Below are 21,606 nucleotides of genomic sequence, written 5' to 3' on the forward strand. Positions count from 1 at the left end.
ATCAATTCTCCCTCTCGATAAATGTACGTAGTGCCAGTTCATAGCCTTTCGTACCTAGTCCACAAATTTGACCAAGGCAGGCCGGAGCAAGATAGGAATGATGTCGGAAAGCCTCACGTTTGTGGATATTGGAAATATGTACTTCGATAACTGGCACAGAAATACCTGCTATCGCATCATGCAATGCGATGCTTGTATGGGTATATGCACCAGGATTAAAGATAATACCATCATATTTTTCGTCCTCTGCTTCATGCACCCAATCTACTAGTACCCCTTCATGATTGGATTGACGAAATTCAACTGTAGCACCTAAAGAAGCCGCAAGATTTTGAACATTTTCTCGAACATCATCCAATGTTTCATGTCCATAAATATGTGGCTCTCGTTTACCAAGTCGATTTAAGTTCGGTCCATTCAAACATAATAACTTCACGCTTCTATTCGCCTCTTTCTATGTACTTGCCATTTATTTTATCATACACCGTGCATTCAGCAACTAATTTCAACTAGTGGTGCCATAAATATCCCCTTAAACGAAGGGGATATTTTGTACCTTCAACTTTGTTTTTGTGCTGTATGTTCCTTCTGATGGAAATTGGCGGTTTCAAGCAAGAAACGTAATAAACAAATAACGGTCACCATAAAGGGAATCGACAGTTTTTTAAAAGACGTAAGCTGTAATGGTAAATCTAAAGCAATCCATTCCAATGAGATGGTCACCAAAAGACCTAATAAAAGGGAAGAAAAAACAGCTGGGATGATATATACATAGCGCATAGTCATGTATAAAAATAAGCCGATAATAAATAGTAGAAAAATAAAAAAGGTCCATTGAAATAATTTGGAGCTTTCTTCAAACCAATTCCATTTTTTATAAAACCCTATCGGATGCCATTTAATGAGATGGAAATAATGTAAACCTTTTAAGCACAGCGCTAAAACAAGCGCATTGACAAGTGCTGTAATTGTCGCTACTTTCACCCTATACCTCTCCTTTATGCACACTAATTATTTCCTAAAATGTACGATTAGTGTAGCCATATAGAAAATTTACTATGCGTAACGGTAGAGGTTTTTCACTAAATTTAGTACAATGGTACAGTTGAAATATATAAAGAGAGTGGTGTTAGCCTTGAGCAATTCACCTGTATACGGGGGACAAGCACAATTAGAGGGTGTGATGTTCGGAGGAAAGGAACATACTGTTACAGCCATTCGTCGTAACGATGATTCCATTGATTATTATCATTTCAAAAAAGTACAAAAACCTTTGTTACAAAAGCTTAAAAAAATCCCATTTGTACGAGGCGTTGTCGCGCTAATTGAATCCGCTGGCTTAGGTTCTCGTCACATGCAATTTGCTGGGGATCGCTATGATGTGACACCTGGTGAAGAGGAAGATCATAAAGAAGAAGGCTCTAAACTTCAAATGATACTGGGCGTTGCTGTAGTAGGTATTCTTTCCTTTCTATTTGGAAAATTTGCCTTTACATTAATTCCTGTTTTTATAGCTGATTTTTTCTCAAAATGGATTGAAGGAAAAACGGGACAAATTTTACTGGAAAGCGGTATTAAATTATTGTTACTGCTAGCCTATTTATATTTTATCTCGTTAACACCCCTCATTAAACGAGTATTTCAGTACCATGGTGCAGAGCACAAGGTGATAAATTGCTATGAAGCTGGATTAGACATTACCGTAAAAAATGTTCAAGCTCAATCACGCCTACACTATCGTTGCGGCAGTAGCTTCATATTATTCACAGTGTTCGTTGGGATGTTTTTATATTTCTTTGTGCCTACAGATCCACTGTGGCTTCGTATTTTAGATCGTATTCTATTAATTCCTGTTGTTCTGGGGATCTCATTTGAAGTCTTACAAGCGACAAATGCCTGCCGTAATATTCCAGTGTTACGCTTCCTTGGCTACCCTGGCTTATGGCTCCAATTACTAACAACTCGTGAACCGAAGGACGATCAAGTAGAAGTAGCGATTGCTTCCTTTAATATGCTACGCCAAGTAGAGCAGCAACCTGAAATCGCTGCGACATTAAATCATGATTAATAAAAAAGGCAGCCCAACGTCGGAGCTGCCTTTTTTTCATTTTGTACTGCCTTGCATTTTCTGCTTAAACATAAAGATAGCGAGAATTGTCATAATTATTGTATAACCAATGACAACAATAAGTGAATAAAACACATTCGCATACTCTGCATGTAAGATAGCCCTAGCTGCATTGACTGCGTGCATGAAAGGTAAAAGCTGCGCAATCTTTTGGAATGGTCCACCAATCATATCTAATTCGAACCATGTTCCACTTAACCAAGTTGTCACATTAACAAAGATGGCAAATATCCCTCCTACCTGCTTATCTGTAAATAATGTCCCAAATAATAATCCACAACTAATATAGAGTGGTGAAATTATTAGAAGTGCAAGAATCATAAAGAGGATAGACTTATTAAATGGCAACCCTAAAAACATGGCGGTAGCTAAACAAACAAAAATTTGTAGCAGAGCTATTGGTAGTAAAGGTATCATATACCCTAAAATGTAATCAGCGGCAGACAAAGGAGAAACAAAAATCCTCATTAAAAAGGATGAACTTTTATCTTTTCCTAGTAACATTCCTGAAAACAGTGTGAGAAAAGAAAAACTAAATACAATGACGCCCGGTGTTAGGTTATTCATTTCATATAAAGCAAATGGCATATTTTTTTGCATAACAGAAAATAAGCCCAATAAAAGAATTGGTAAGCCTATACCAAATAATAAAGTGATTGGATCACGGACAATCTCTTTATGATTCCTTGTTGCAAACGCAGCTACCCTCACAATAACGCCTCCTCTGTTTTTTCCAAGAATACCTCTTCTAAAGAATGCTTGCCTGTTTCACTGATCAATTGTTGGATCGTGCCTAGTGCACATATTTGCCCATGATGCATAATTCCTACACGATCAGCTAAAGCCTCTATCTCCTCCAAATAATGGGAGGTCAAAATAATCGTGACATGTCCTTTTAAGTGCTTCAATATGTTCCATACATCATTCCTTGCCCGTATGTCCATCCCTAAAGTCGGTTCATCGAGGAACAATACCTTTGGGTTTGACATTAAAGCCATTGCTACACTTAAACGACGCTGGTAGCCGCCAGATAGTGTCTTAGCCTTGTCATGCTGATGTGGAGTCAGTCCGAATAAGGCCATTTTGTCATATACTTGTTGTTGTGCTTTTTCTTTTTCGTAGCCATAAATCTGACTGAATAATAATAGATTTTCATATACCGTTAAATTAGGCGCAATGGCCGTTTCTTGAGGAGAAATATTAATAACTTGTTTTACAGCCTGTGTATTTTGCACAATGCTTTTTCCATCTATTGTGGCATCCCCCTCTGTAGGTGAAAGGAGCCCACACAACATTTTGATTGTGGTTGTTTTGCCAGCACCATTTTGTCCTAAAAGAGCGAAAAGTTCACCTTGATGGATTTGTAAATTTAATTGATTAACGACTACACGCTCTTTATAAAGCTTTGTTAAATCTCTTATGTTAATCATCCTGCTCTTCACCTCGATTGGTAAGAATCGCATTAATTTTTTCTATGTCACGTTGTGAAAATCTATATTGTAAAACCCATGTCACAATATAAGTTCCAAGAAAGCTGGCTACGAGAGAAAAAATATTAGCCATCGTTTTTGGCATCCATAGTAGCGTTACAATCGGTATCCAAATCATTGCCGTTATGAAAAAGTGGACGAAATATTGCTTCAACATTCCCCAGCTAGCCATTTCAAAAATAAGTGCAGCAAGAGCAAAGGTAATGCCAATAACACCCGTTAATAGAATTTGAGTAATTATTGCACTTATTTCATCTGTAAAGTAAGCACGAAATTCTGGTACCACCCAAACATATTTTCCTTGCCCTATGCCCATTGATACAAAGAATTGCACAATTTGTCCCATTACTATACCTATCAAAAATCCACCAATAATACGTGTTAAAATGTCTTTTCGCATATTTATCACCTCAGATTCCTAATTGCTTCTTAATTTTGCTTACATAACGCCTAGAAGCGTATGTTTTCGTGCCATTCTTCAATTCAACTCCGATTGTACCTGTTCTACTAATGTCCATATGCTTGATCATGTAGCGATTGACTATTTCAGCATTTGAAATACGGAGAAACATTTGAGGATTGAGCTTTTCCTCCAGCTCATAAAGACGCAAACGTACCGTATAAACACCGTGAATGCTCTGGACACAAACCTTTTTTTGCTCTGTATAAATACGCACGATCTCCTTACTATCGATCAATTCAACGCCTTTATGGGAGAAAGCTAATAAAGTGCTTTCTGCTGTCGTAGTAATAATTTGCATAAGATGCTCAATGTCATCAGTCATTTTATCTGTGAGAATGATTACTTTGGGTTCTTTATATGTAGGGTCAATCGATATTTCCACCTTCATATGATCACTGTCCTTTCTACGCCTCACTATAAATTTTTCCATACATGTTGTAAATGGATTATCGACAACTGGTCGTTATCAAGGAATAAGTGGTAATCTCAAAGATTCTGGCGAACAATAAAAACACCCTTTAAATAGGCCTATCCAAAGGGGTTAAACGTACAATTTAGCTTACTTAGAATCTTTTTTTACTTACTAGTAGGGCTGTAAAAAAACACCCATCATATTCAGGAGCTTTTAAAATATTGGAGGTAAGCTCTAATGATTGATTAAATTTTCCCAAATCAATTGCAGTGATTGATTGTTTTGAGACACCAACTAATTTTGACAAATCCTTCTGCGATTTCTGCAATTCACAAATTTTATTTTTCAAACATCTACAAATAAATAAACCTTGCTAAAAATGTATATAGAAAAAAACGTATTTTGAATGGCTCAAAACACGTTTTTCTGTGAATTATTTACTTAGGATATTGATAATCTTCTGTTGCGCATCCACTGCCTCAGGGATCGGCATCACAACAAACACATGATTCATCTTAGGATAAACAAAGGTATTGATTGCAACGCCTTGTTCTGTTAGCTTTTCATCAAACTGTATTGCATCTGGATATAAGCTTTCGTGGGACCCAATAAAATGAGTTATCTTGCCAACTCCTTGAAAATCGCCATAAATTGGACTAATTATTGGATCCTTTAGAGCTTTATCAGCTGCCCATATTTTTGTTATGACTTCCATTCCTTCACTAGCTAACATGGGATCGTTTTCTTCATATTCCTGAATAAGTGGATTTTCTAAACTCATATCAACACATGCCGACAATAAAATAATATCTTGTGGTTGAGGCAGACCGTCTCGCTTCAACAGTTGAATTAGACCAAGTGCTATATTTCCACCTGCTGAATCTCCTATAATGGTTAATTGATTGGAGCTTTCAATAGATGCTAGAATCTCTTTATATAAGCTGAGCATCTTTGGGTACGTATCTTGATAGCTAAAATGAGGGACTTTTGGATAGATAGGCGCAATAACTTTTGCATTTAAGGCTTGTGCCATTTTATCCATGAACAACCAGTGTAAATTTAAAGGTTGATTCGTCCAAGCTCCACCATGAATATAAAGAATCACCATTTGTGATGAAGACTTTTGGTCATTTAAAATAAAAACCTGCATATCCTCGAATGTTTGCTCCTTCAAAGCGCTTAAAAGATTGACATCCTCCCCAATCACATAGGGGTGAATATTTTCTGTTCCTCTTTGCTTAATAAATTGTTGAGCATTTTCAATACTAGAAAAGCTCTTTTTATTACTTTGTGAAAACAATAATTTTTCAAATTGCACACTCTCTACAGATCGTTCTCCATTAAAAATTTCTATACTCATGTTTTTCTCTCCTTTTATTGTTCATTCTGTTTCCAAACATGTAATGATTAATAAAGTGATGTGCCAAACCACTAAAACTGAGTCTCGACGATGGTAAAATGCATCTTTTTAGCGAACTTTATTTTAATTCCATATTTTGAAGAATACTCCTTCTAAAATCTATCATCAAATAAAAAGACCTTCCTGATGTAATCCCTAAATGTAAAGAGCATTGATTGTGCTGTATATAAAAAGCTGCCATTTTGAAACAAAATGACAGCTTTGTTGTTGAAAAAAGATGATGTCAACAGCAGAAAAAGTAACTTTGCAAGGTGAGAGGTTGATTTCCGTTCCGCCAGCGTCCTTTCCAGGGGGCGTCCGATGAGCCGCTTCACTCACTTACGTTCGCTCTAGGGTCTCATCTGTGACGCTAAATCCCCTAGGAGTGACGCTGGCTCCACTCCAATCAATTATTCTGCAAAATGTCTTTACTTTTTTCATAGTAGTGGAGCGATCAAATCGCCCATTATCTATATTCTTAGAGGGTTATTTCAATGTGGAGATGTGATGCTTGACAACACCATTTCATAAAGAGTAGTGAACACCTTCAATTTACTAAAAAACTTTCTATAAAAAGGTAACACTTTGGTGGGTTGGAGTGGAAGGCTACTTGACTCCCGTGGGATAGAGAGACAGGCGAGCCACTAAACGGAGCGGTAGCGGAGGAAGCGGCTTGGCGGTCGCCCACAGGAAAGCAAGTAGCTTGCAACGGAAATCCATTTCTACCTTTCAATTGACTGTTTTATTTTTCAACACTAAGAAAGCTGCCGTTTTGAAACAAAATGACAGCTTTCGATTGGGTATCTATCCCCTCCAAACTACCGCTATATTAATGGAGGTGGATTTGATAATGGCGAGTAACTATACCTATCCCATTTTCTAACCTCTTCCACTCTATGAATGGGGCTAATCAATTTTGTCTTGCTAACATGTAGATAGTTAAGATTAATTTTCCTGAAATAATTCATCTTCTTCTTTTGATAAAATTTCTACCTCATCTTCTAAATTTGGAAATAGGGCTTGATTTGCCTTTTCATCTATTGCTTTATGTTTTTGCTTTTTATTATGTGGAGTTCCATCATTCAGAGGTAGCTATACAAAAGCGACACGTATGTATTCCTCGTTCTTTAAGCTTTCAAGGTGATGCAATTCAAGGTCATCCATCGTAATACGACGGATTTTTAGTTTTTTATCATAATCCCCTGCCCAAAACCTAATTAATTCAGCACCTTGCTCTGGTTGTATATGTTCCTTCAAATAACTTAAAAAATCTTCTAAAAATTGAGGACCCCAATTTCCCTCGATGCCGTATACAAAGGATTTTTCATTATAAAGCCCTAAGTCATAAGGTGGATTATTCCATTCAAATATATTCAAATTTTCAAAATCTGATTCATCTGCTGCATGTAAAACTCGTGCATCATCATCCATCAAATGCCACGACTGTGTTGGTGTACTCTCTGTAATTGGATATAATTTTTTTAATTCTCTTACTGTTATTTCAGCAATTCCTGTACAATCAACTGTTTGTAAAGCACTGTTCGCCACTAGGACAGAATATAACGTCATATGCTTGTCTCCTTAAGCTTTAATAAATGAAACTCAAAATATTCTAAGCAAATCAATAAACTAACCTGCTCCACATACATTATAGTGGATTTAACATAAATATCCAAAAAAATCATCTCGTTCTACAAATCTAGCTAGATGATAGGCTCTCTCTATTCCCTCAAAAAAAAAAAACAAGGAGTAGTCATGATTGTTTTAATAATTGTAAAACTGCTCATTTAAAAACAAAGGGCAAAATTTAGGAGCATGTTTAAAATAACTGATAAAAATCTGATAAATTATTGAATAACACAAAAAGATTACATATTCAAATATAAGTATGGATTAAATGTATTTATTAAAGACTTGTAAAACTCTTCTATCTAAATAGGAAAATTCATTATTTTTTTGAGAGTTATTTGAGAGTTTGTTTATTTATAATAACTTTGTTAATGAATCCTCATTATAAAAAAATATAAAACGAGGCATTATCCTATTCGGAAAGGAGAAAAAGTTATGAAAAAAAGCAAAGAATTATTGATAATGACAATTTGTATGTTATTACTTAGCTTGTTTCCTATAAGTTCTGTAGGAGCAGAAGCATCACAAATTGAAGAGCCGATAGCGCCGGAAGAATCTCAACCTGAAGAGTTGATAGTTCCGGAAAATGTTTCCTATGCGAGACATGAAAAAGTTGGTGATGATATCTTCCTTGGAGGAAAATACATTGAGATGGGGATTTCAAAAGGTGGTTCGTTTGGAACGGAAAGTGCAGCCCCAATAGATTTCCATCCTACTGGACGTCAAAATTTAGGATTTACAGTGGATTCTGATGGGTTTGATAGTGGGGAAGCAATGAACAGTGGCGATTATTTCTTACCAGGAAGCCCATACGAAGGATTTTATGTTGGTTATAAAGAAAGTGATGATAGCACAAAAGTATTTTTAAATGCAAATGCTTTAGGATCTATGGAGATTCTAATGAGCACTAATGAAGATTTATCGACAGAAGATAATTTAGTAGCAAAAACGAGTGGGGTAACGTCTGATGGTGCATTAAAAATAGAACAAACTGTTTCATTTAAAGCAAATGATAAATTTTTTAAAGCTACAGTTAAAATGACGAATATGACAGATAGAGAACTTTTAGATGTACGTTATATGCGTTCTGTAGATCCTGATATTGATGCGGATAAGAATCTTATATTTGATACTATCAATTCGGTTCCATTTAACTATCCGCATGATGCTAAATCTGTTGTATTATCGAAGGGTCCTATTACTGGAAATGCATTGATTTTGATGTCTACAGATTCAAAATCACGCGCATCCATTAATAGTTCCAATCCATTTGATCCAACTGCATTTAATGATGACGGTAAAGTAGCTGAAACAACTTATGATTCATGGATTGGTTTAACTTTTGCTGTTGGTAACATGAAACCTGGTGAAGCTAAAACAGTTGAGTATTTTTATAGTTTAGATAGCAATATTGAACAGACTTTAGAGGATGTTGAAAATAATTCAACACCAACTGTAAGCAATAATGCAACATTAAGAGACTTAACAGTTAATGCTTCAACTGTAGCAGAGTTTGAATCTGAAAGGGAAATATACAACGTAGAATTACCAGCAGGTACTACTACGGTTCCAGGTGTAATGGCAACTGTTGCAGATAAGGATAAAGCGAATGCTGTTGTGACAAATGCAACAAGTTTACCAGGCACAACAACAATTGTTGTCACAGCAGAAGATGGGTTTACAACAAAAACATATAGAATTAATTTTACGGTTAAAAATTTAACACCAACTTTAAGCAATAATGCAACATTAAGTAATCTAACTGTTAACGCCTCAACTGTAGCAGAGTTCGAATCTCAAAAAGAAATATACAATGTCGAATTACCGTCATACACTACTATGGTTCCTAAGGTAATTCCGACTGTCGCAGATAAGGATAAAGCGAGTGCAGTCGTGACGAATGCAACAAGTTTACCAGGTACAACAACAATTGTTGTCACAGCAGAAGATGGATTTACAACAAAAACATATAAAATTAATTTTACGGTTCAAAAATCAAGTAGCAATGGTGATACATGGACGCCAAATTCTATCCCTGCAACAACTAATCCAAGCTCGACAACAACGAAAATCCAAGTAGCATTAGAAATTGATGGTAACCATCCACTTGAAAAAACAACAGTGGAAATTGAACGCACTAAACATGCCAATGGTGAAATGACAGACTTCGTCAACTTCACACCATCGCAAGCATTAGAAACTGTAGAAAAAGCAAAACAAATTGGCAATAACATTGCACGTATCGTCATTCCTGATGTGAATGATGAAGTGGATAAAGTAACAGTAGAAATACCAAAGCAATCTCTACAAACATTACGTGACAATGGTTTATCACTAGAAATTTCAACAGTAAATGGTCATATTGCAATTCCACAAAGCTCAATGGAAGGCCTTGACGATAACTTCTACTTCCGTTTAGTACCAGTAAAGAAAGAAAGCGAGCGTCAAGCGATTGAAGAACGCGCTAAAGTAGAAAAAGTTGTCCGAGAGACACTACAAAGTAACGATTGGGGTGTGGTAGCTCGTCCAATGACAATAGAAACGAATATGCCAAGTCGTCCAGTACAAGTAACACTACCACTAAGAGATGTAAAGGTACCAACAGAAGCAGTAGCACGTCAAAGATTCTTAGAGCAACTAGCCGTCTTTATTGAACACTCAGATGGTGAGAAAAAAGTGGTCTTTCCTAAAGTCGTCACAATGGCAAAGGGTGAGCTTGGTCTACGCTTCACTGTAGATAAATTTAGTACGTTTACCATTATTCAATTTGAAAAGCCAGAGGTAAGCGAGCATGAAGCTTATATTAAAGGATTCCCCAACGGCACATTTGGTCCTGATAAGAATGTTACACGCGCACAAGTAGCGATCATGATGGCTCGTATTTTAGGCTATACAGAAGGACAAGCATTAAAGAAAGCACCGTTTAAAGATGTAGCCAAAAACCATAGTGCTGCAGGAGCAATTGCCTTTGTAAAAGAACAGGGCATTATGAATGGTGATAACAATGGTAACTTCCATACAAATGCCAACATCACACGTGCTGAAATGGCGGCAGTCGTAGCCAACTATAAACAGCTTTATGTTGAAGAAGGTGTGGCAATTACGTTCAAGGATACTGAAGGCCATTGGGCACAGTGGATTATTGAAGCAAACCGTACTGCAGGCCTCATCAATGGCCTTGAGAATGGAAGCTTTGCACCAAATGTTGCTTTAACACGTGCACAAGTAGTCGTAATGATGAACCGCATGTTTGAACGTGGTCCATTAAACGGTGTGACAAAACCAAGCTTCCCAGATGTCAAAGCAACACATTGGGCATTCAAGGAAATTGAAGAAGCCGCAAACTCTCACTCTTATATAAAAGATACAGTTGGAAAAGAACAGCTTTCAGAATAGAAAAAGCCAAATACAAGAGGCTGAGACAAAAAAGAAAAATGTTAGATCGCTTGTATTGGTAGTGACCCCTTAAAGTTAGAGTTTTATTTATGCAGCTAATTGGCTGGCATAAGTTCGGTATTTTACTGAACTCATGCCGGCCAATTTTTGTTTAATTCGATCATTATTATAGTAATCGATATACTTTTCTATTTTCTTCTTAAACGCTTCGTCGGAGATCAATTCTTCTCTGTAATACATTTAGCCAAAGAAGTTCTCCATGGCCGCATTGTCTGCACACGTTGCTTTACAGACATGCTTAGGAAAATCTTATTTTGCTTGAATGTTATCACCAATGATGTTGATAGTGCCACCCCTGGCTTGAATGAATTGCTGCACAAAATCATTTCATTTAGTTTATTTAATGTATCTAACAACACTTCTTTTTATTGTACTAACATTCCCCTACAACTCAACAAGAGTCGCCTAATTGAAGTAATTTGCACCTCAAAAAATTCTTCTTGTTATACAGCCAATTATAATTTTAGATGTTCTGTTTGTGTTAGACATGAAAAATACCCCTCTAGATAAAATATCTAAAGAGGTATTTCATTGCCATTATATAGATCGCAACTTTATTTCAAAGCCACAACAAATTAATTTAAAATATTAATTACAGACCGCATTTCAACTGTGCGCCACAGTTTGTACATGTATTACAGCCGCCCATTTCTTCGACTGTGCCTTTACGGCATACTGGGCATGTATTCCCAACGTCTGAGCCAATAACAGTTGTTGACTCTAACGCTTGAATCGTATCTACTAATACGACTGGACGTTTTGTATGTTCTTCAACCAATTCCTCTTCAAATGAAAGTTGATCCATATCATTTTCTTCTGCTTTTAGTGTAAGTACTTGTGAATCACGGCTACCGTCAACATAGACCGTACCACCCTTAGCGCCACCTTTATATAGTCGCTCGTACACTTTTTCAACTTGCTGTACTGTATAGCCTTTTGGTGCGTTTACAGTTTTAGAAATAGATGAATCGATCCATTTTTGAATAATACATTGCACATCCGCATGCGCTTCTGGTTTTAGCTCCATTGCTGTAACGAACCATTCTGGAAGCTCTTGCTCATTTACTTCTGGATGACGGTTCAAATATTCTTGGACAATTTCAGCTTTTACTTCAATGAATTTACCTAGACGACCAGAACGATAGTACGTGAAGGAGAAGTATGGCTCAAGACCTGTTGCTACCCCTACCATTGTTCCTGTTGACCCTGTTGGTGCCACCGTTAATAAATGTGAGTTACGGATTCCAGTCGCTAAAATTTGCTCTTTGATATGAGCAGGCATTTTTTGCATAAAGCCTGTCTCTGTAAAGGCTTTACGTAAACGAGCTGTTTCTTCGTCTGTAGCACCTACTAAGAATGGGAAGCTACCACGCTCTTTCGCAAGCTCTGTAGACGCCTCATACGCAGTTTCAGCGATTGTTTTAAAGATTTCATCGACTAACGCATTACCTGCTTCTGAACCGTATTCTTTTTCACAGTAAATCAGCAAATCGGCTAAGCCCATAACACCTAATCCGACACGACGTTCACCAAGAGCTTGTACACGGTTTTCTTCTAAGAAGTAAGGTGTCGCATCAATCACATTATCCTGCATACGAACACCAACACGAACTGTTTCACGTAGTGCTTCGTAATCAACTGATTGATTTTCTTTATTCGCAAACTGTGCTAAATTCACAGCAGCTAAGTTACACACAGAATATGGTGCAAGTGGTTGCTCACCACATGGGTTCGTCGCTACAACACTTTGACCGTATGCCTTTGCATTTGTCATGTCATTGGCGTTGTCAATGAAGAAAATACCTGGCTCTGCCGAGTATGTTGCACATACATTAATTAAATTCCATAACTCTTTTGCTTTAATTGTACGGTATGTGCGGACTTTATAGCCCATTTTCTCCCATTCACGAACATCACCAACTTCATGCCATTTCGTGTTGTAAACGCTCATTTCTTCCTTTGTATATTCTTCAACGGCTGGGAAACGAAGCTCGAAGTCAGCATCTTTTTCAACTGCTTCCATAAATTCTTTTGTTAATGTCACAGAAATGTTGGCACCTGTTAAAAACTCTGGGTTATGAACAGTGTACGTGCCGCCATCACGTAATTTATTTTCAGCCTCACGAATGATAGCTGTATCAAATCCACCTAAGCCTTCAATGTTTTTATAATTCACGATGCCTTGATACATCGCTTCTTCTTGCATAGAAAGTGGCTTGAAGTTTAATTTTTCTTTGGCTAGACGGATAATTGTTTCATCCGTTGTATTTTCGATCAGGTAACGCAGAATACGTGGATTTTGCATTTTGGAAATAATAAACTCCACAATATCTGGATGCCAATCTGCTAGCATAATCATTTGTGCGCCACGACGTGATCCACCTTGCTCCACTAGATGTGTCAATTTAGCAATGTCATCTAACCAGGAGACAGAACCAGATGATTTACCGTTTACACCACGAGCTAATGTGTTGCGTGGGCGTAATGTTGAACCATTTGTTCCAACACCTCCACCACGGCTCATAATCTCCATAACTTGCTTACGGTGATCACTGATACCTTCACGAGAGTCAGCGACAAATGGCATCACGTAACAGTTAAAGAAGGTTACATCAGTTTCAGATCCAGCTCCATAAATCACTCGTCCAGCTGGAATGAATTTCAAGGATACTAATTGCTCATAAAATTTTTCAAACCATTCTTGGCGTTTTTCTGGTGTTTTTTCAACAGCAGCAAGGCCTGTTGCGTTTCGTTTTGCAATCTGTTCATAAAATATCTCAAGAGGCTTTTCTAACACGTCAATTGAACGCGTAATCACACCCGTTTCTTGCTCTTGTGGATCGTCTAATGCGCTACGATAATCCTCTTCAATTAAAATCTCTGCTGTTTTTGTAGACATGTCCAATTTTTGAATTGTCCCTAAACCACGTGCAGGAAATTTCGGATCAGCTTTTACCGTTAATACAACAAAGTCGCCGGCTTTCAATGTTTTCTTTTCTGTGTCTTTAAACGAATAGCGATCGATCATGACAAGTCTTGATACACCTTTGTGTGTAATATGCATATCAGATGTTACGGGGTGTACCTGCGGGAATTGTTCAATATCTTTGTTTAACTGTTCAAATTGATTGTTTACTTCGGGTTGATGATTTGTGAGTACCATCGTTTAGCCTCCCTTGTTTTCTTCATTACAAAATAAATACACAATATCTTGTGTCGTTAAACACTACATATTGTGTATATGTCTTTAAAAAAGATACTATATATAGTTTTTTAATTCAACTCTTGCTTTTTTTAATAGATTCAGAACTACTTGTTATGACTAGGATTGAACGTTAAAAAATATTTTTTTCATACCATTTTTTACTTTTTAAAGTTCCACTCATCTGAAGCATATTTTTTTTCTTCTAAAGCTTGGACATATTCTAATTGCTCCTCAGAAAGTGTAAATGGTTTTAATTCAATTTGCAACGATTTTGCAAAGCCATCTCTAAAAGCTGTCACACATTGTTCAACTGTCACTGGCTCTTTTACAAGACTGTTGATGGCAACAGCCTTTTCTGGTAGCTTTCTACGCATACGATTCTTCGCTTCTTCACTGGAGAAATTAAATACGGATAATAATTTCTCTTGATCCAAATCTAATAAAATGGCGCCATGCTGTAAAATGACACCCTTTTGACGTGTTTGAGCACTTCCAGCTATTTTTTTCCCTTCTACGACAAGTTCATACCAACTTGGTGCATCAAAGCAAACAGCACTTTTTGGACTCTTCAGGTCCGCTCTTTTCTCCTCTGTATCAGGTACACTAAAATAGGCATCCATACCTAGGTTATGGAAACCTTGCAAAATTCCCTCACTTAACACACGATATGCCTCTGTCACAGATTCTGGCATATTCGGATAGCTTTCCGTCACAATGACACTATAAGTTAGCTCATGTTCATGTAGGACAGCTCGTCCACCAGTTGGTCGACGTACAAAACCTAAGCCTTGTTCACGCACAGCATCTAAATTAATATCTCTCTTAGCTTGTTGAAAATAACCAATGGATAATGTCGCAGGCTCCCACTCGTAGAAACGAATTACTGGTGGAATTAACCCCTCACTATGCCAATCAAGTAAGGCTTCATCTAGTGCCATATTAAAAGAAGGACTACATTTCCCTGAATTTAAAAAATACCAAGTTGTCATATGCTCATCTCCTACAAATATAAAATGATCCATCAGGCCCCACCTGTGGGTCAACTTTAACGAATATTATACTACAGTTCAACTTGCGAACGATTGCTTGTGTAACGAAAAAAGCGAATTCGCTACAACCTAGTTAATTTTATCAAACTCATTGGACTATCGCTAGCGCATCTTTTATAATAATAGAGAAGATAGAAAGGGGTAAGAAAATCTTGGACATACTTATCACAATCGGTGTCGTTTTAGTAGTCACAATTGCATATATCGGAATTAATGCACTACGACTCAAAAAAGCCGTAACCAACCTAACACAAGAGCAATTCATAGAAGGCTATCGTAAAGCCCAGCTGATCGATGTTCGTGAGCAAAAAGAATTTGATGCTGGTCACATTCTTGGTGCACGAAATGTGCCTTCGACAACACTACGTCAACGTTATAAAGAAATCCGCCCAGATTTACCAGTATATCTATACTGTCAAAATACAGGCCGTAGCTCACGTGCTGCACTATTTCTTAAAAAACGTGGGTACAACCAAATTTACCAACTTCAAGGTGGTTTCAAAACTTGGACAGGTAAAATAAAAGCAAAAAAATATTAATGCTCTCATCAAAAAAAGTCGTCTCAAAGTACTATGAGACGGCTTCTTTTTTAAAAAATTCAGAGTTTCTACTATATTATATCTATTTCAAATGATGCTGTACGAGCTTCATGTCATTAAAATAAAAAAGTAAAGCAACAAAACGCATTATAGTCCCCTTATTTGATACAAAATCTACTTTGAACGAGTTCGCTACTTGAGTCGGATCCTCATAAAAATGAGCGCTTTGATGTCTTTTTGGAGCGGTTTTCACTTATGTTTGAGCACTTCGAAAGCTACGTTGAGCAATCTTCCAATAAACCACCTCATATTTAAAAACTCCTTCACGAAACACTTTGTATGACCAAAAATACTATTTTTCGTTAGAGATATGCCAGTTACGAACCCTATTCTTCTATTTTTCTGAAAATAGTTAAAATTTATTGTTGAATAATTTTAGAAGCACTGTTAGGATGTATAATATCTTACAATAATAATTGATTATCAAGTTAATAAGCTATGAATGCTATGGATCAAACTATAGCAGGAGCAGTTCTGGAGAGAGCGCACATTGCGTCGCCGAAGGGTTCACTATCTCAGGCAAAAGGACAGAGGAGTAATACAGCTTTTATAAGCGATGCTACACCATTTCATGTAGACATCTGCGAATAAATGGTATTTGTTATTCTGACGTTTTTCCGAGACTAGTGTCACAACTAGTCTCTTTTTATTTTTCCAGTCATAGTTTTTTATGCATCTTTGAGGGGGATTAACGTGGAACAGCAACAATTAAAACGAGATTTAAAAAATCGCCATGTACAGCTTATTGCCATTGGTGGAACAATTGGGACTGGTTTATTTTTAGGCTCTGGAAAAGCTATTGCCTTAGCAGGGCCTTCGATCATCCTAGCCTACTTAATTGTAGGGACAGCGCTATTTTTTGTGATGCGTGCCTTAGGTGAATTGTTACTATCCAATGCAGGCTACACTTCATTTACGGATTTCGCATCCGAATACATAGGGCCTTGGGCAGGTTATATCACAGGTTGGACATACTGGTTCTGTTGGATTATGACGGCGATGGCAGACATTATTGCGGTGGGGGTTTATACACAATATTGGTTTGATATCCCACAATGGGTGCCAGCCATTGGTTGCCTCGTATTGTTATTACTACTAAATCTATTAACTGTTAAGCTTTTTGGTGAGCTAGAATTTTGGTTCGCTATTATTAAAGTTATTACAATTGTAGCACTTATTATTATTGGTCTTATTATGCTAGTAACTGGCTTCCAAACTAGCTCAGGAACAGTATCAGTTGAAAACCTGTGGGCACATGGAGGCATGTTCCCAAATGGAATATACGGCTTTTTAATGGCCTTCCAAATGGTTGTCTTTGCATTTGTTGGTGTGGAATTAGTGGGGGTTTCAGCAGCTGAAACAGCAGATCCTCAAAAAAATATTCCTTCTGCCATTAATAAAATTCCATTTCGCATTTTACTTTTCTATGTAGGGGCATTATTTGTCATTTTATGTATTAACCCATGGTATGAGATGTCTGCTTCAAGCAGCCCCTTTGTCCAAGTGTTTACATTAGCAGGTATACCGATTGCTGCTGGTATTATAAATTTTGTTGTGCTTACTTCAGCGGCTTCAGCAGGTAACAGTGGGTTATTCTCCACAAGTCGGATGCTCTATAATCTTGGTAACAATAAACAGGCATCTCCAGCATTCGCCAAACTCAACAAAAACAGTGTACCAAGTAATGCACTCGTTATTTCTACTATTGTTGTATCAGCTGGTGCTCTGTTAAGTAAGTTGATGCCAGAGAACGCCTTTAGTGTTGTGACGACGATTAGTGCAATTTGTTTTATATGGGTGTGGAGCATTATCATCATTTCGCACATTATCTACAAACGAAAAAAACGTGCTTTACATGAAGCTTCAATCTTCAAAGCACCACTGACACCTTTTATCAACTACGTTGTGCTTGCGTTTTTCGCCTTTTTATTAATAGTGATGTTTATTTCTGAGGCTACGCGTACAGCACTGCTGTTAACACCAATTTGGTTTATCGTTTTATTTATTATTTATAAAATGAAAAAAAGATGACTTCAGACTAAGCGCTGAAATCATCTTCACTTATTAAAAAATAGTCATATCCCATTCTGTTGCTAGCTGTTTCAGCAACTGTACACCTGCAACACTGTTTCCTATTGAATCAATCGCTGGGCCGTAAATTCCGATACCACAGCCAGTAGGAAACGGCGAGTGTAGGCCTGCATGTCCTGGAACAGCCGCAAGAATCGCACCTGATACACCACTTTTGGCAGGGAGACCAATAAATGCTGCAAACTTCCCTGAGGCATTGTACATACCACACGTTACCATCAAAGCCTTCGCTAATTTTGCCACTTGTTTTGGGAATAGCTGTTTCTTTAACAGTGGGTGATAGCCATCATTCGCAATAACTAGGCCAATCATGGCTAAATCTGATACATTGACTTCAATTGCACATTGCTTCAAATAAACCTCAAGCGCCGCCTCTACTGGACAATCTAAAAACCCTGAATCCATTAAGTAGTAGGCCAATGCTCGATTACGATTAGCCGTTTGCCACTCTGACTGGAATACTTCTTCATTGATACTCAATTGCTTGCCTATGATTTGTTCTAAAAATTGTAGAATCTTTGTGACCTTCTCTTGTGGAGAATGACCAGCCAACATGGAGGATACCGTAATAGCCCCAGCATTAATCATCGGGTTAAAGGGTTTACCTGGCTGATGACTTTCTAAGCGAATAATTGAGTTAAAGGTATCTCCTGTTGGTTCAACATCTACTCTTTCTAAAACATATGGTAAGCCTCGATCCATACAGGCTAAAATAAAGGTAATAACCTTGGAAACGCTTTGAAGGGTAAATAGTTCTTCGGTATCTCCCGCTTTGATTTCGTGGCCTTCAGTCCCAACAATCGCCACAGCTAATTGATTAGGATCTTTTTTGGCTAAAGCAGGGATATAATTAGCACATTGCCCTTCTTTGGTAGCTGCACGATACTGTGATACCCACTGTGCTAGAAGATGATGCTGATGATTGGGTTGTGTTGACATGTCGCGTTCTCCTTTCAAAATGAGGCAAAAACAGAGCCTTCATAGTTCTCCTATGAAGACTCTATCCTGTTAGCGCTTAGGTGGCTGTGTTCCCTCTGGAATTAAAGATTGATATGTTTCACCATCTAGACGTTCTTGCCATTCCTTTTTCGCTTTTTCAATGTATAGAGGATTATCCAGCAACGCTAAGGCTGTACAAGCCATAATTTTAGCAGCCTGTAGCATTCCTTTATGCGCTATTGGGGTCACTCCCTGAGACACTACCTGCCATGTATGTAATGGTGTCCCTAATGCCATGCATACAGTTGTACACTGTACGGTTGGTACGTTCCAGCTAACATCTCCAACATCTGTAGAGCCACCCATAATAAATTCAGGTAGCATGCCTGGAACATGATCAGCAATCACTTTTCCTTGTAATAGCTTGGCATCTTCTTTACGTAAGCCTACTAATGAAGCTGCTTGTACTTCTGGTGTAAACGTATTGAAAATAGCCTGCGCATACTGTTCATCCTCTATTGTATAGTCTGGCATACCAATTTCAAGTATTTGTTGATACATCACATCATAAAGTGTTTTATTTGTAATAAGATTCGAAGCAGCACCTTCAAACTCGATGTCCACTGACGTCCCTGTCATCATTGTGGCACCCTTTGCAATGTTCTCAACGCGTTGATAAATTTCCTGTACTTGCTGCTTTTTAGGTGCCCTAACTAGATACGTTACCTCTGCATATGGTTGAACTACATTTGGCGAAGTTCCACCAGAATTAGTAATGGCATAATGCACACGCGCTTCTGGAATGATGTGTTCTCGTAAGTAGTTTACCCCAACATTCATAAGCTCAACAGCATCTAAAGCACTTCGTCCAAGATGTGGTGCAGCTGCGGCATGAGCACTTTTGCCCGTAAACTTAAACGTTGCGGCATAGTTTGCTAGAGAACTACACGTCATCACAGTCGAAAACGTACCTGGATGCCAAGAGATCGCGATATCAACATCATCAAAAAGGCCAGCCTTTGCCATATAAGCTTTACCAGATCCATTCTCCTCTGCAGGGCAACCGTAAAAACGGATTGTTGCTGACTGATGATTTTGCTCTAAATAATCCTTTACAGCAACAGCAGCTGCGAATGCGCCAGTACCTAATAAGTTATGACCACAGCCATGTCCGCTTCCACCATCCACAAGAGGCTCATGTTGTGTCGCCCCACCTTTTTGACTCAAGCCTGGAAGCGCATCATATTCACCTAAAAAGGCAATTACAGGCTTGCCAGAACCATAAGTTCCAACAAGCGCTGTTTCAAGACCCGCAACACCGACTTGTGTTTGAAAACCCTCTTTTTCTAGTGCCTGTTTCATATATTCCATCGATTTCTTTTCTTGAAAATGAAGCTCGGGTACAGCCCAAATTGCATCGCTTAATGCTACTGTAGCTTGCTGTTTTGCTTCAATTAACATTGAAATTTTCTCATGATAACTCATATTTGTCCCTCCAATTTCATTATGCTTTTAACAATGTTCCTTTTTGGTCGTTTAGTGTGACAAGCGACACAATACAGATAAGCGCAAAGCCAATTAACATCCAAAAGGCTGCATCAAAGGAGCCATTAAAGGCATCCACCATAAATCCAATTGCCATCGGTGTAACAAACCCTGCTAATTGTCCCCCTGTATTGGCAATCCCCATTGCAGAACCTGTGATAGAAGAAGGTAATTTCTTGAGTACAATAACAGGTAGTAATGTAATGACAAACGCAATAAATATCGAAACGACTGTTTGGTAACCAATAAATAACGTCACTGTTTTGGCAGTAAACATTAAATACAATAAAAGACCAATGACTGCGCAGGAGATGGAGCCTAACACTTTCTCCATACCTTTTGGTAGCTTATCAATGATATAGCCACTACCATATACACCAATTATCGTTGTAATCGCAGGTATTGTTTGCGCCCAACCAATGGACATTAAATCCAAGCCTCGATTTTTTTGAAGATATGTTGGAATCCAAGAAACTAATCCCCAGTTCACTGCATAAATACAAAAATAAGCAATGATTAAATTCCACATTAGGGGTGTTTTCAGTAACTCTTTAAAATTCACTTTGTTCGTAGTATTTTCTGTTCCAGCTGTAGCTGCCTCATCTTTCGGGAGTTGAATGTATTTCCAATATATAAAGGCAATTATTGCCCCAATGGCCCCAATGATGATAAACATCATGCGCCAGCCAATCGTTCCTAATAAATAAGCAGCTAGCAAAGGGACGATGAGTGAAACAATGCCACCAGAAGTAAGCATGATGGACATCGCTCTACCTCTTTCCTCTTTTGGGAAAATCGTAGCAATAATTTTAGAGCTTGATGGCTGAAAACCACCCTCACCAATGCCAAATAAGAAGCGAATCACAATCATTGCTGTTAAAGACCAAGCAATAGCCGTTAGGCCCGTAAAAATAGACCACGTGATAACAGCCATTAATAAAACTCGTTTTGCGCCAAACTTATCGGCAAGCCAGCCACCCGGTATTTGCATAATGGCATAGCCTAAAAAGAAAGCGCTTAAAATAATACCCGTTGAAGATGCATCCAGTTGCAAATCCCCTGTAATCGAGACTACTGCATAGTTCATAATATAGCGATCTAAATTCCCTAAAGACCAGCCTAAAAATAAAAGTGCAAGGATGACATTTCTAGATTTCTTCGTTATTTCATTTGTTGTCATTCATATCCCTCCCATATATAG

Annotated in this window: 18 protein-coding genes and 1 riboswitch; of the genes, 4 read left to right on the top strand and 14 right to left on the bottom strand. The window is 37.8% G+C overall.

Translation table 11 applies throughout. The annotated features are described in order from the left end of the window. Window position 1: 1 nt before the first annotated feature. Together aroQ and AC1RFD_RS09480 are read right to left on the bottom strand one after the other, a co-directional pair. On the bottom strand, window positions 2–436 hold the full coding sequence (gene aroQ, locus AC1RFD_RS09475; protein WP_004231111.1) for a type II 3-dehydroquinate dehydratase: 435 nt from the start codon (window positions 434–436) through the stop codon (window positions 2–4). A gap of 122 nt (window positions 437–558) precedes the next feature. Further along, complete coding sequence (locus tag AC1RFD_RS09480) at window positions 559–984, bottom strand: hypothetical protein (protein ID WP_048392286.1); 426 nt, start codon at window positions 982–984, stop codon at window positions 559–561. 112 nt (window positions 985–1,096) lie between these two features. On the opposite strand from AC1RFD_RS09480, the gene AC1RFD_RS09485 reads away from it, so the two are divergent. Next, on the top strand, window positions 1,097–2,068 hold the full coding sequence (locus AC1RFD_RS09485; protein WP_048392285.1) for a DUF1385 domain-containing protein: 972 nt from the start codon (window positions 1,097–1,099) through the stop codon (window positions 2,066–2,068). A 36-nt stretch (window positions 2,069–2,104) separates the two neighbouring features. Here the strand turns inward: AC1RFD_RS09485 and AC1RFD_RS09490 are convergent, their stop codons facing one another. The 6 genes from AC1RFD_RS09490 to AC1RFD_RS09515 form a co-directional block, all read right to left on the bottom strand. Beyond that, the gene (locus tag AC1RFD_RS09490) at window positions 2,105–2,839 is read right to left on the bottom strand and encodes an ABC transporter permease (protein ID WP_416141842.1); all 735 of its coding nucleotides are present in this window, start codon (window positions 2,837–2,839) and stop codon (window positions 2,105–2,107) included. Next, a complete protein-coding gene (locus tag AC1RFD_RS09495; protein WP_048392283.1) occupies window positions 2,836–3,558 on the bottom strand; it encodes an ABC transporter ATP-binding protein in 723 nt (240 codons plus the stop codon). The genes AC1RFD_RS09490 and AC1RFD_RS09495 overlap by 4 nt, the downstream gene beginning before the upstream one ends. Further along, window positions 3,551–4,018, bottom strand: coding sequence for a DUF3021 domain-containing protein (locus tag AC1RFD_RS09500; RefSeq protein WP_048392282.1), 468 nt, complete (start codon window positions 4,016–4,018; stop codon window positions 3,551–3,553). The genes AC1RFD_RS09495 and AC1RFD_RS09500 overlap by 8 nt, the downstream gene beginning before the upstream one ends. 10 nt (window positions 4,019–4,028) lie before the next feature. Continuing rightward, on the bottom strand, window positions 4,029–4,469 hold the full coding sequence (locus AC1RFD_RS09505) for a LytTR family DNA-binding domain-containing protein (RefSeq protein ID WP_048392281.1): 441 nt from the start codon (window positions 4,467–4,469) through the stop codon (window positions 4,029–4,031). A gap of 457 nt (window positions 4,470–4,926) precedes the next feature. Further along, on the bottom strand, window positions 4,927–5,853 hold the full coding sequence (locus tag AC1RFD_RS09510) for an alpha/beta hydrolase fold domain-containing protein (RefSeq protein WP_054549156.1): 927 nt from the start codon (window positions 5,851–5,853) through the stop codon (window positions 4,927–4,929). 1,131 nt (window positions 5,854–6,984) lie between these two features. Then, window positions 6,985–7,461 (bottom strand): hypothetical protein, encoded by a 477-nt coding sequence (locus tag AC1RFD_RS09515; protein ID WP_492474857.1) that lies wholly within the window; start codon window positions 7,459–7,461, stop codon window positions 6,985–6,987. A gap of 495 nt (window positions 7,462–7,956) precedes the next feature. Here AC1RFD_RS09515 and AC1RFD_RS09520 point away from each other — a divergent pair, with 495 nt between their 5' ends. Beyond that, on the top strand, window positions 7,957–10,917 hold the full coding sequence (locus tag AC1RFD_RS09520; RefSeq protein WP_492474858.1) for an S-layer homology domain-containing protein: 2,961 nt from the start codon (window positions 7,957–7,959) through the stop codon (window positions 10,915–10,917). Window positions 10,918–11,004: 87 nt separating this feature from the next. Here the strand turns inward: AC1RFD_RS09520 and AC1RFD_RS09525 are convergent, their stop codons facing one another. The 3 genes from AC1RFD_RS09525 to AC1RFD_RS09535 all read right to left on the bottom strand — a co-directional run bounded on the left by AC1RFD_RS09525 (window position 11,005) and on the right by AC1RFD_RS09535 (window position 15,171). After that, the gene (locus AC1RFD_RS09525; protein ID WP_387255307.1) at window positions 11,005–11,157 is read right to left on the bottom strand and encodes an IS3 family transposase; all 153 of its coding nucleotides are present in this window, start codon (window positions 11,155–11,157) and stop codon (window positions 11,005–11,007) included. 412 nt (window positions 11,158–11,569) lie between these two features. Continuing rightward, window positions 11,570–14,140: a vitamin B12-dependent ribonucleotide reductase gene (locus tag AC1RFD_RS09530; RefSeq protein WP_048392276.1), complete on the bottom strand. Its 2,571-nt coding sequence runs from the start codon at window positions 14,138–14,140 to the stop codon at window positions 11,570–11,572. Window positions 14,141–14,340: 200 nt separating this feature from the next. Beyond that, a complete protein-coding gene (locus tag AC1RFD_RS09535) occupies window positions 14,341–15,171 on the bottom strand; it encodes a lipoate--protein ligase family protein (RefSeq protein WP_048392686.1) in 831 nt (276 codons plus the stop codon). A gap of 212 nt (window positions 15,172–15,383) precedes the next feature. On the opposite strand from AC1RFD_RS09535, the gene AC1RFD_RS09540 reads away from it, so the two are divergent. Both AC1RFD_RS09540 and AC1RFD_RS09545 read left to right on the top strand, forming a co-directional pair. Continuing rightward, on the top strand, window positions 15,384–15,770 hold the full coding sequence (locus AC1RFD_RS09540) for a rhodanese-like domain-containing protein (protein ID WP_004231073.1): 387 nt from the start codon (window positions 15,384–15,386) through the stop codon (window positions 15,768–15,770). 524 nt (window positions 15,771–16,294) lie between these two features. Beyond that, window positions 16,295–16,371: riboswitch (glycine riboswitch) on the top strand. A gap of 152 nt (window positions 16,372–16,523) precedes the next feature. Then, window positions 16,524–17,861, top strand: coding sequence for an amino acid permease (locus AC1RFD_RS09545; RefSeq protein WP_048392275.1), 1,338 nt, complete (start codon window positions 16,524–16,526; stop codon window positions 17,859–17,861). A gap of 33 nt (window positions 17,862–17,894) precedes the next feature. Here AC1RFD_RS09545 and AC1RFD_RS09550 read toward each other — a convergent pair whose 3' ends face one another. The 3 genes from AC1RFD_RS09550 to AC1RFD_RS09560 all read right to left on the bottom strand — a co-directional run bounded on the left by AC1RFD_RS09550 (window position 17,895) and on the right by AC1RFD_RS09560 (window position 21,585). Next, window positions 17,895–18,860, bottom strand: a complete 966-nt coding sequence (locus tag AC1RFD_RS09550; protein ID WP_103118422.1) for a glutaminase — start codon at window positions 18,858–18,860, stop codon at window positions 17,895–17,897. 69 nt (window positions 18,861–18,929) lie between these two features. Next, entirely contained in the window at window positions 18,930–20,345 is a 1,416-nt protein-coding gene (locus AC1RFD_RS09555; protein ID WP_259950872.1) for a M20 family metallopeptidase, read from the bottom strand. A 19-nt stretch (window positions 20,346–20,364) separates the two neighbouring features. Next, window positions 20,365–21,585: an MFS transporter gene (locus AC1RFD_RS09560; RefSeq protein ID WP_048392272.1), complete on the bottom strand. Its 1,221-nt coding sequence runs from the start codon at window positions 21,583–21,585 to the stop codon at window positions 20,365–20,367. Window positions 21,586–21,606 lie beyond the last annotated feature (21 nt).

It is taken from the genome of Lysinibacillus sp. GW823-FHT02G10, assembly GCF_058797135.1.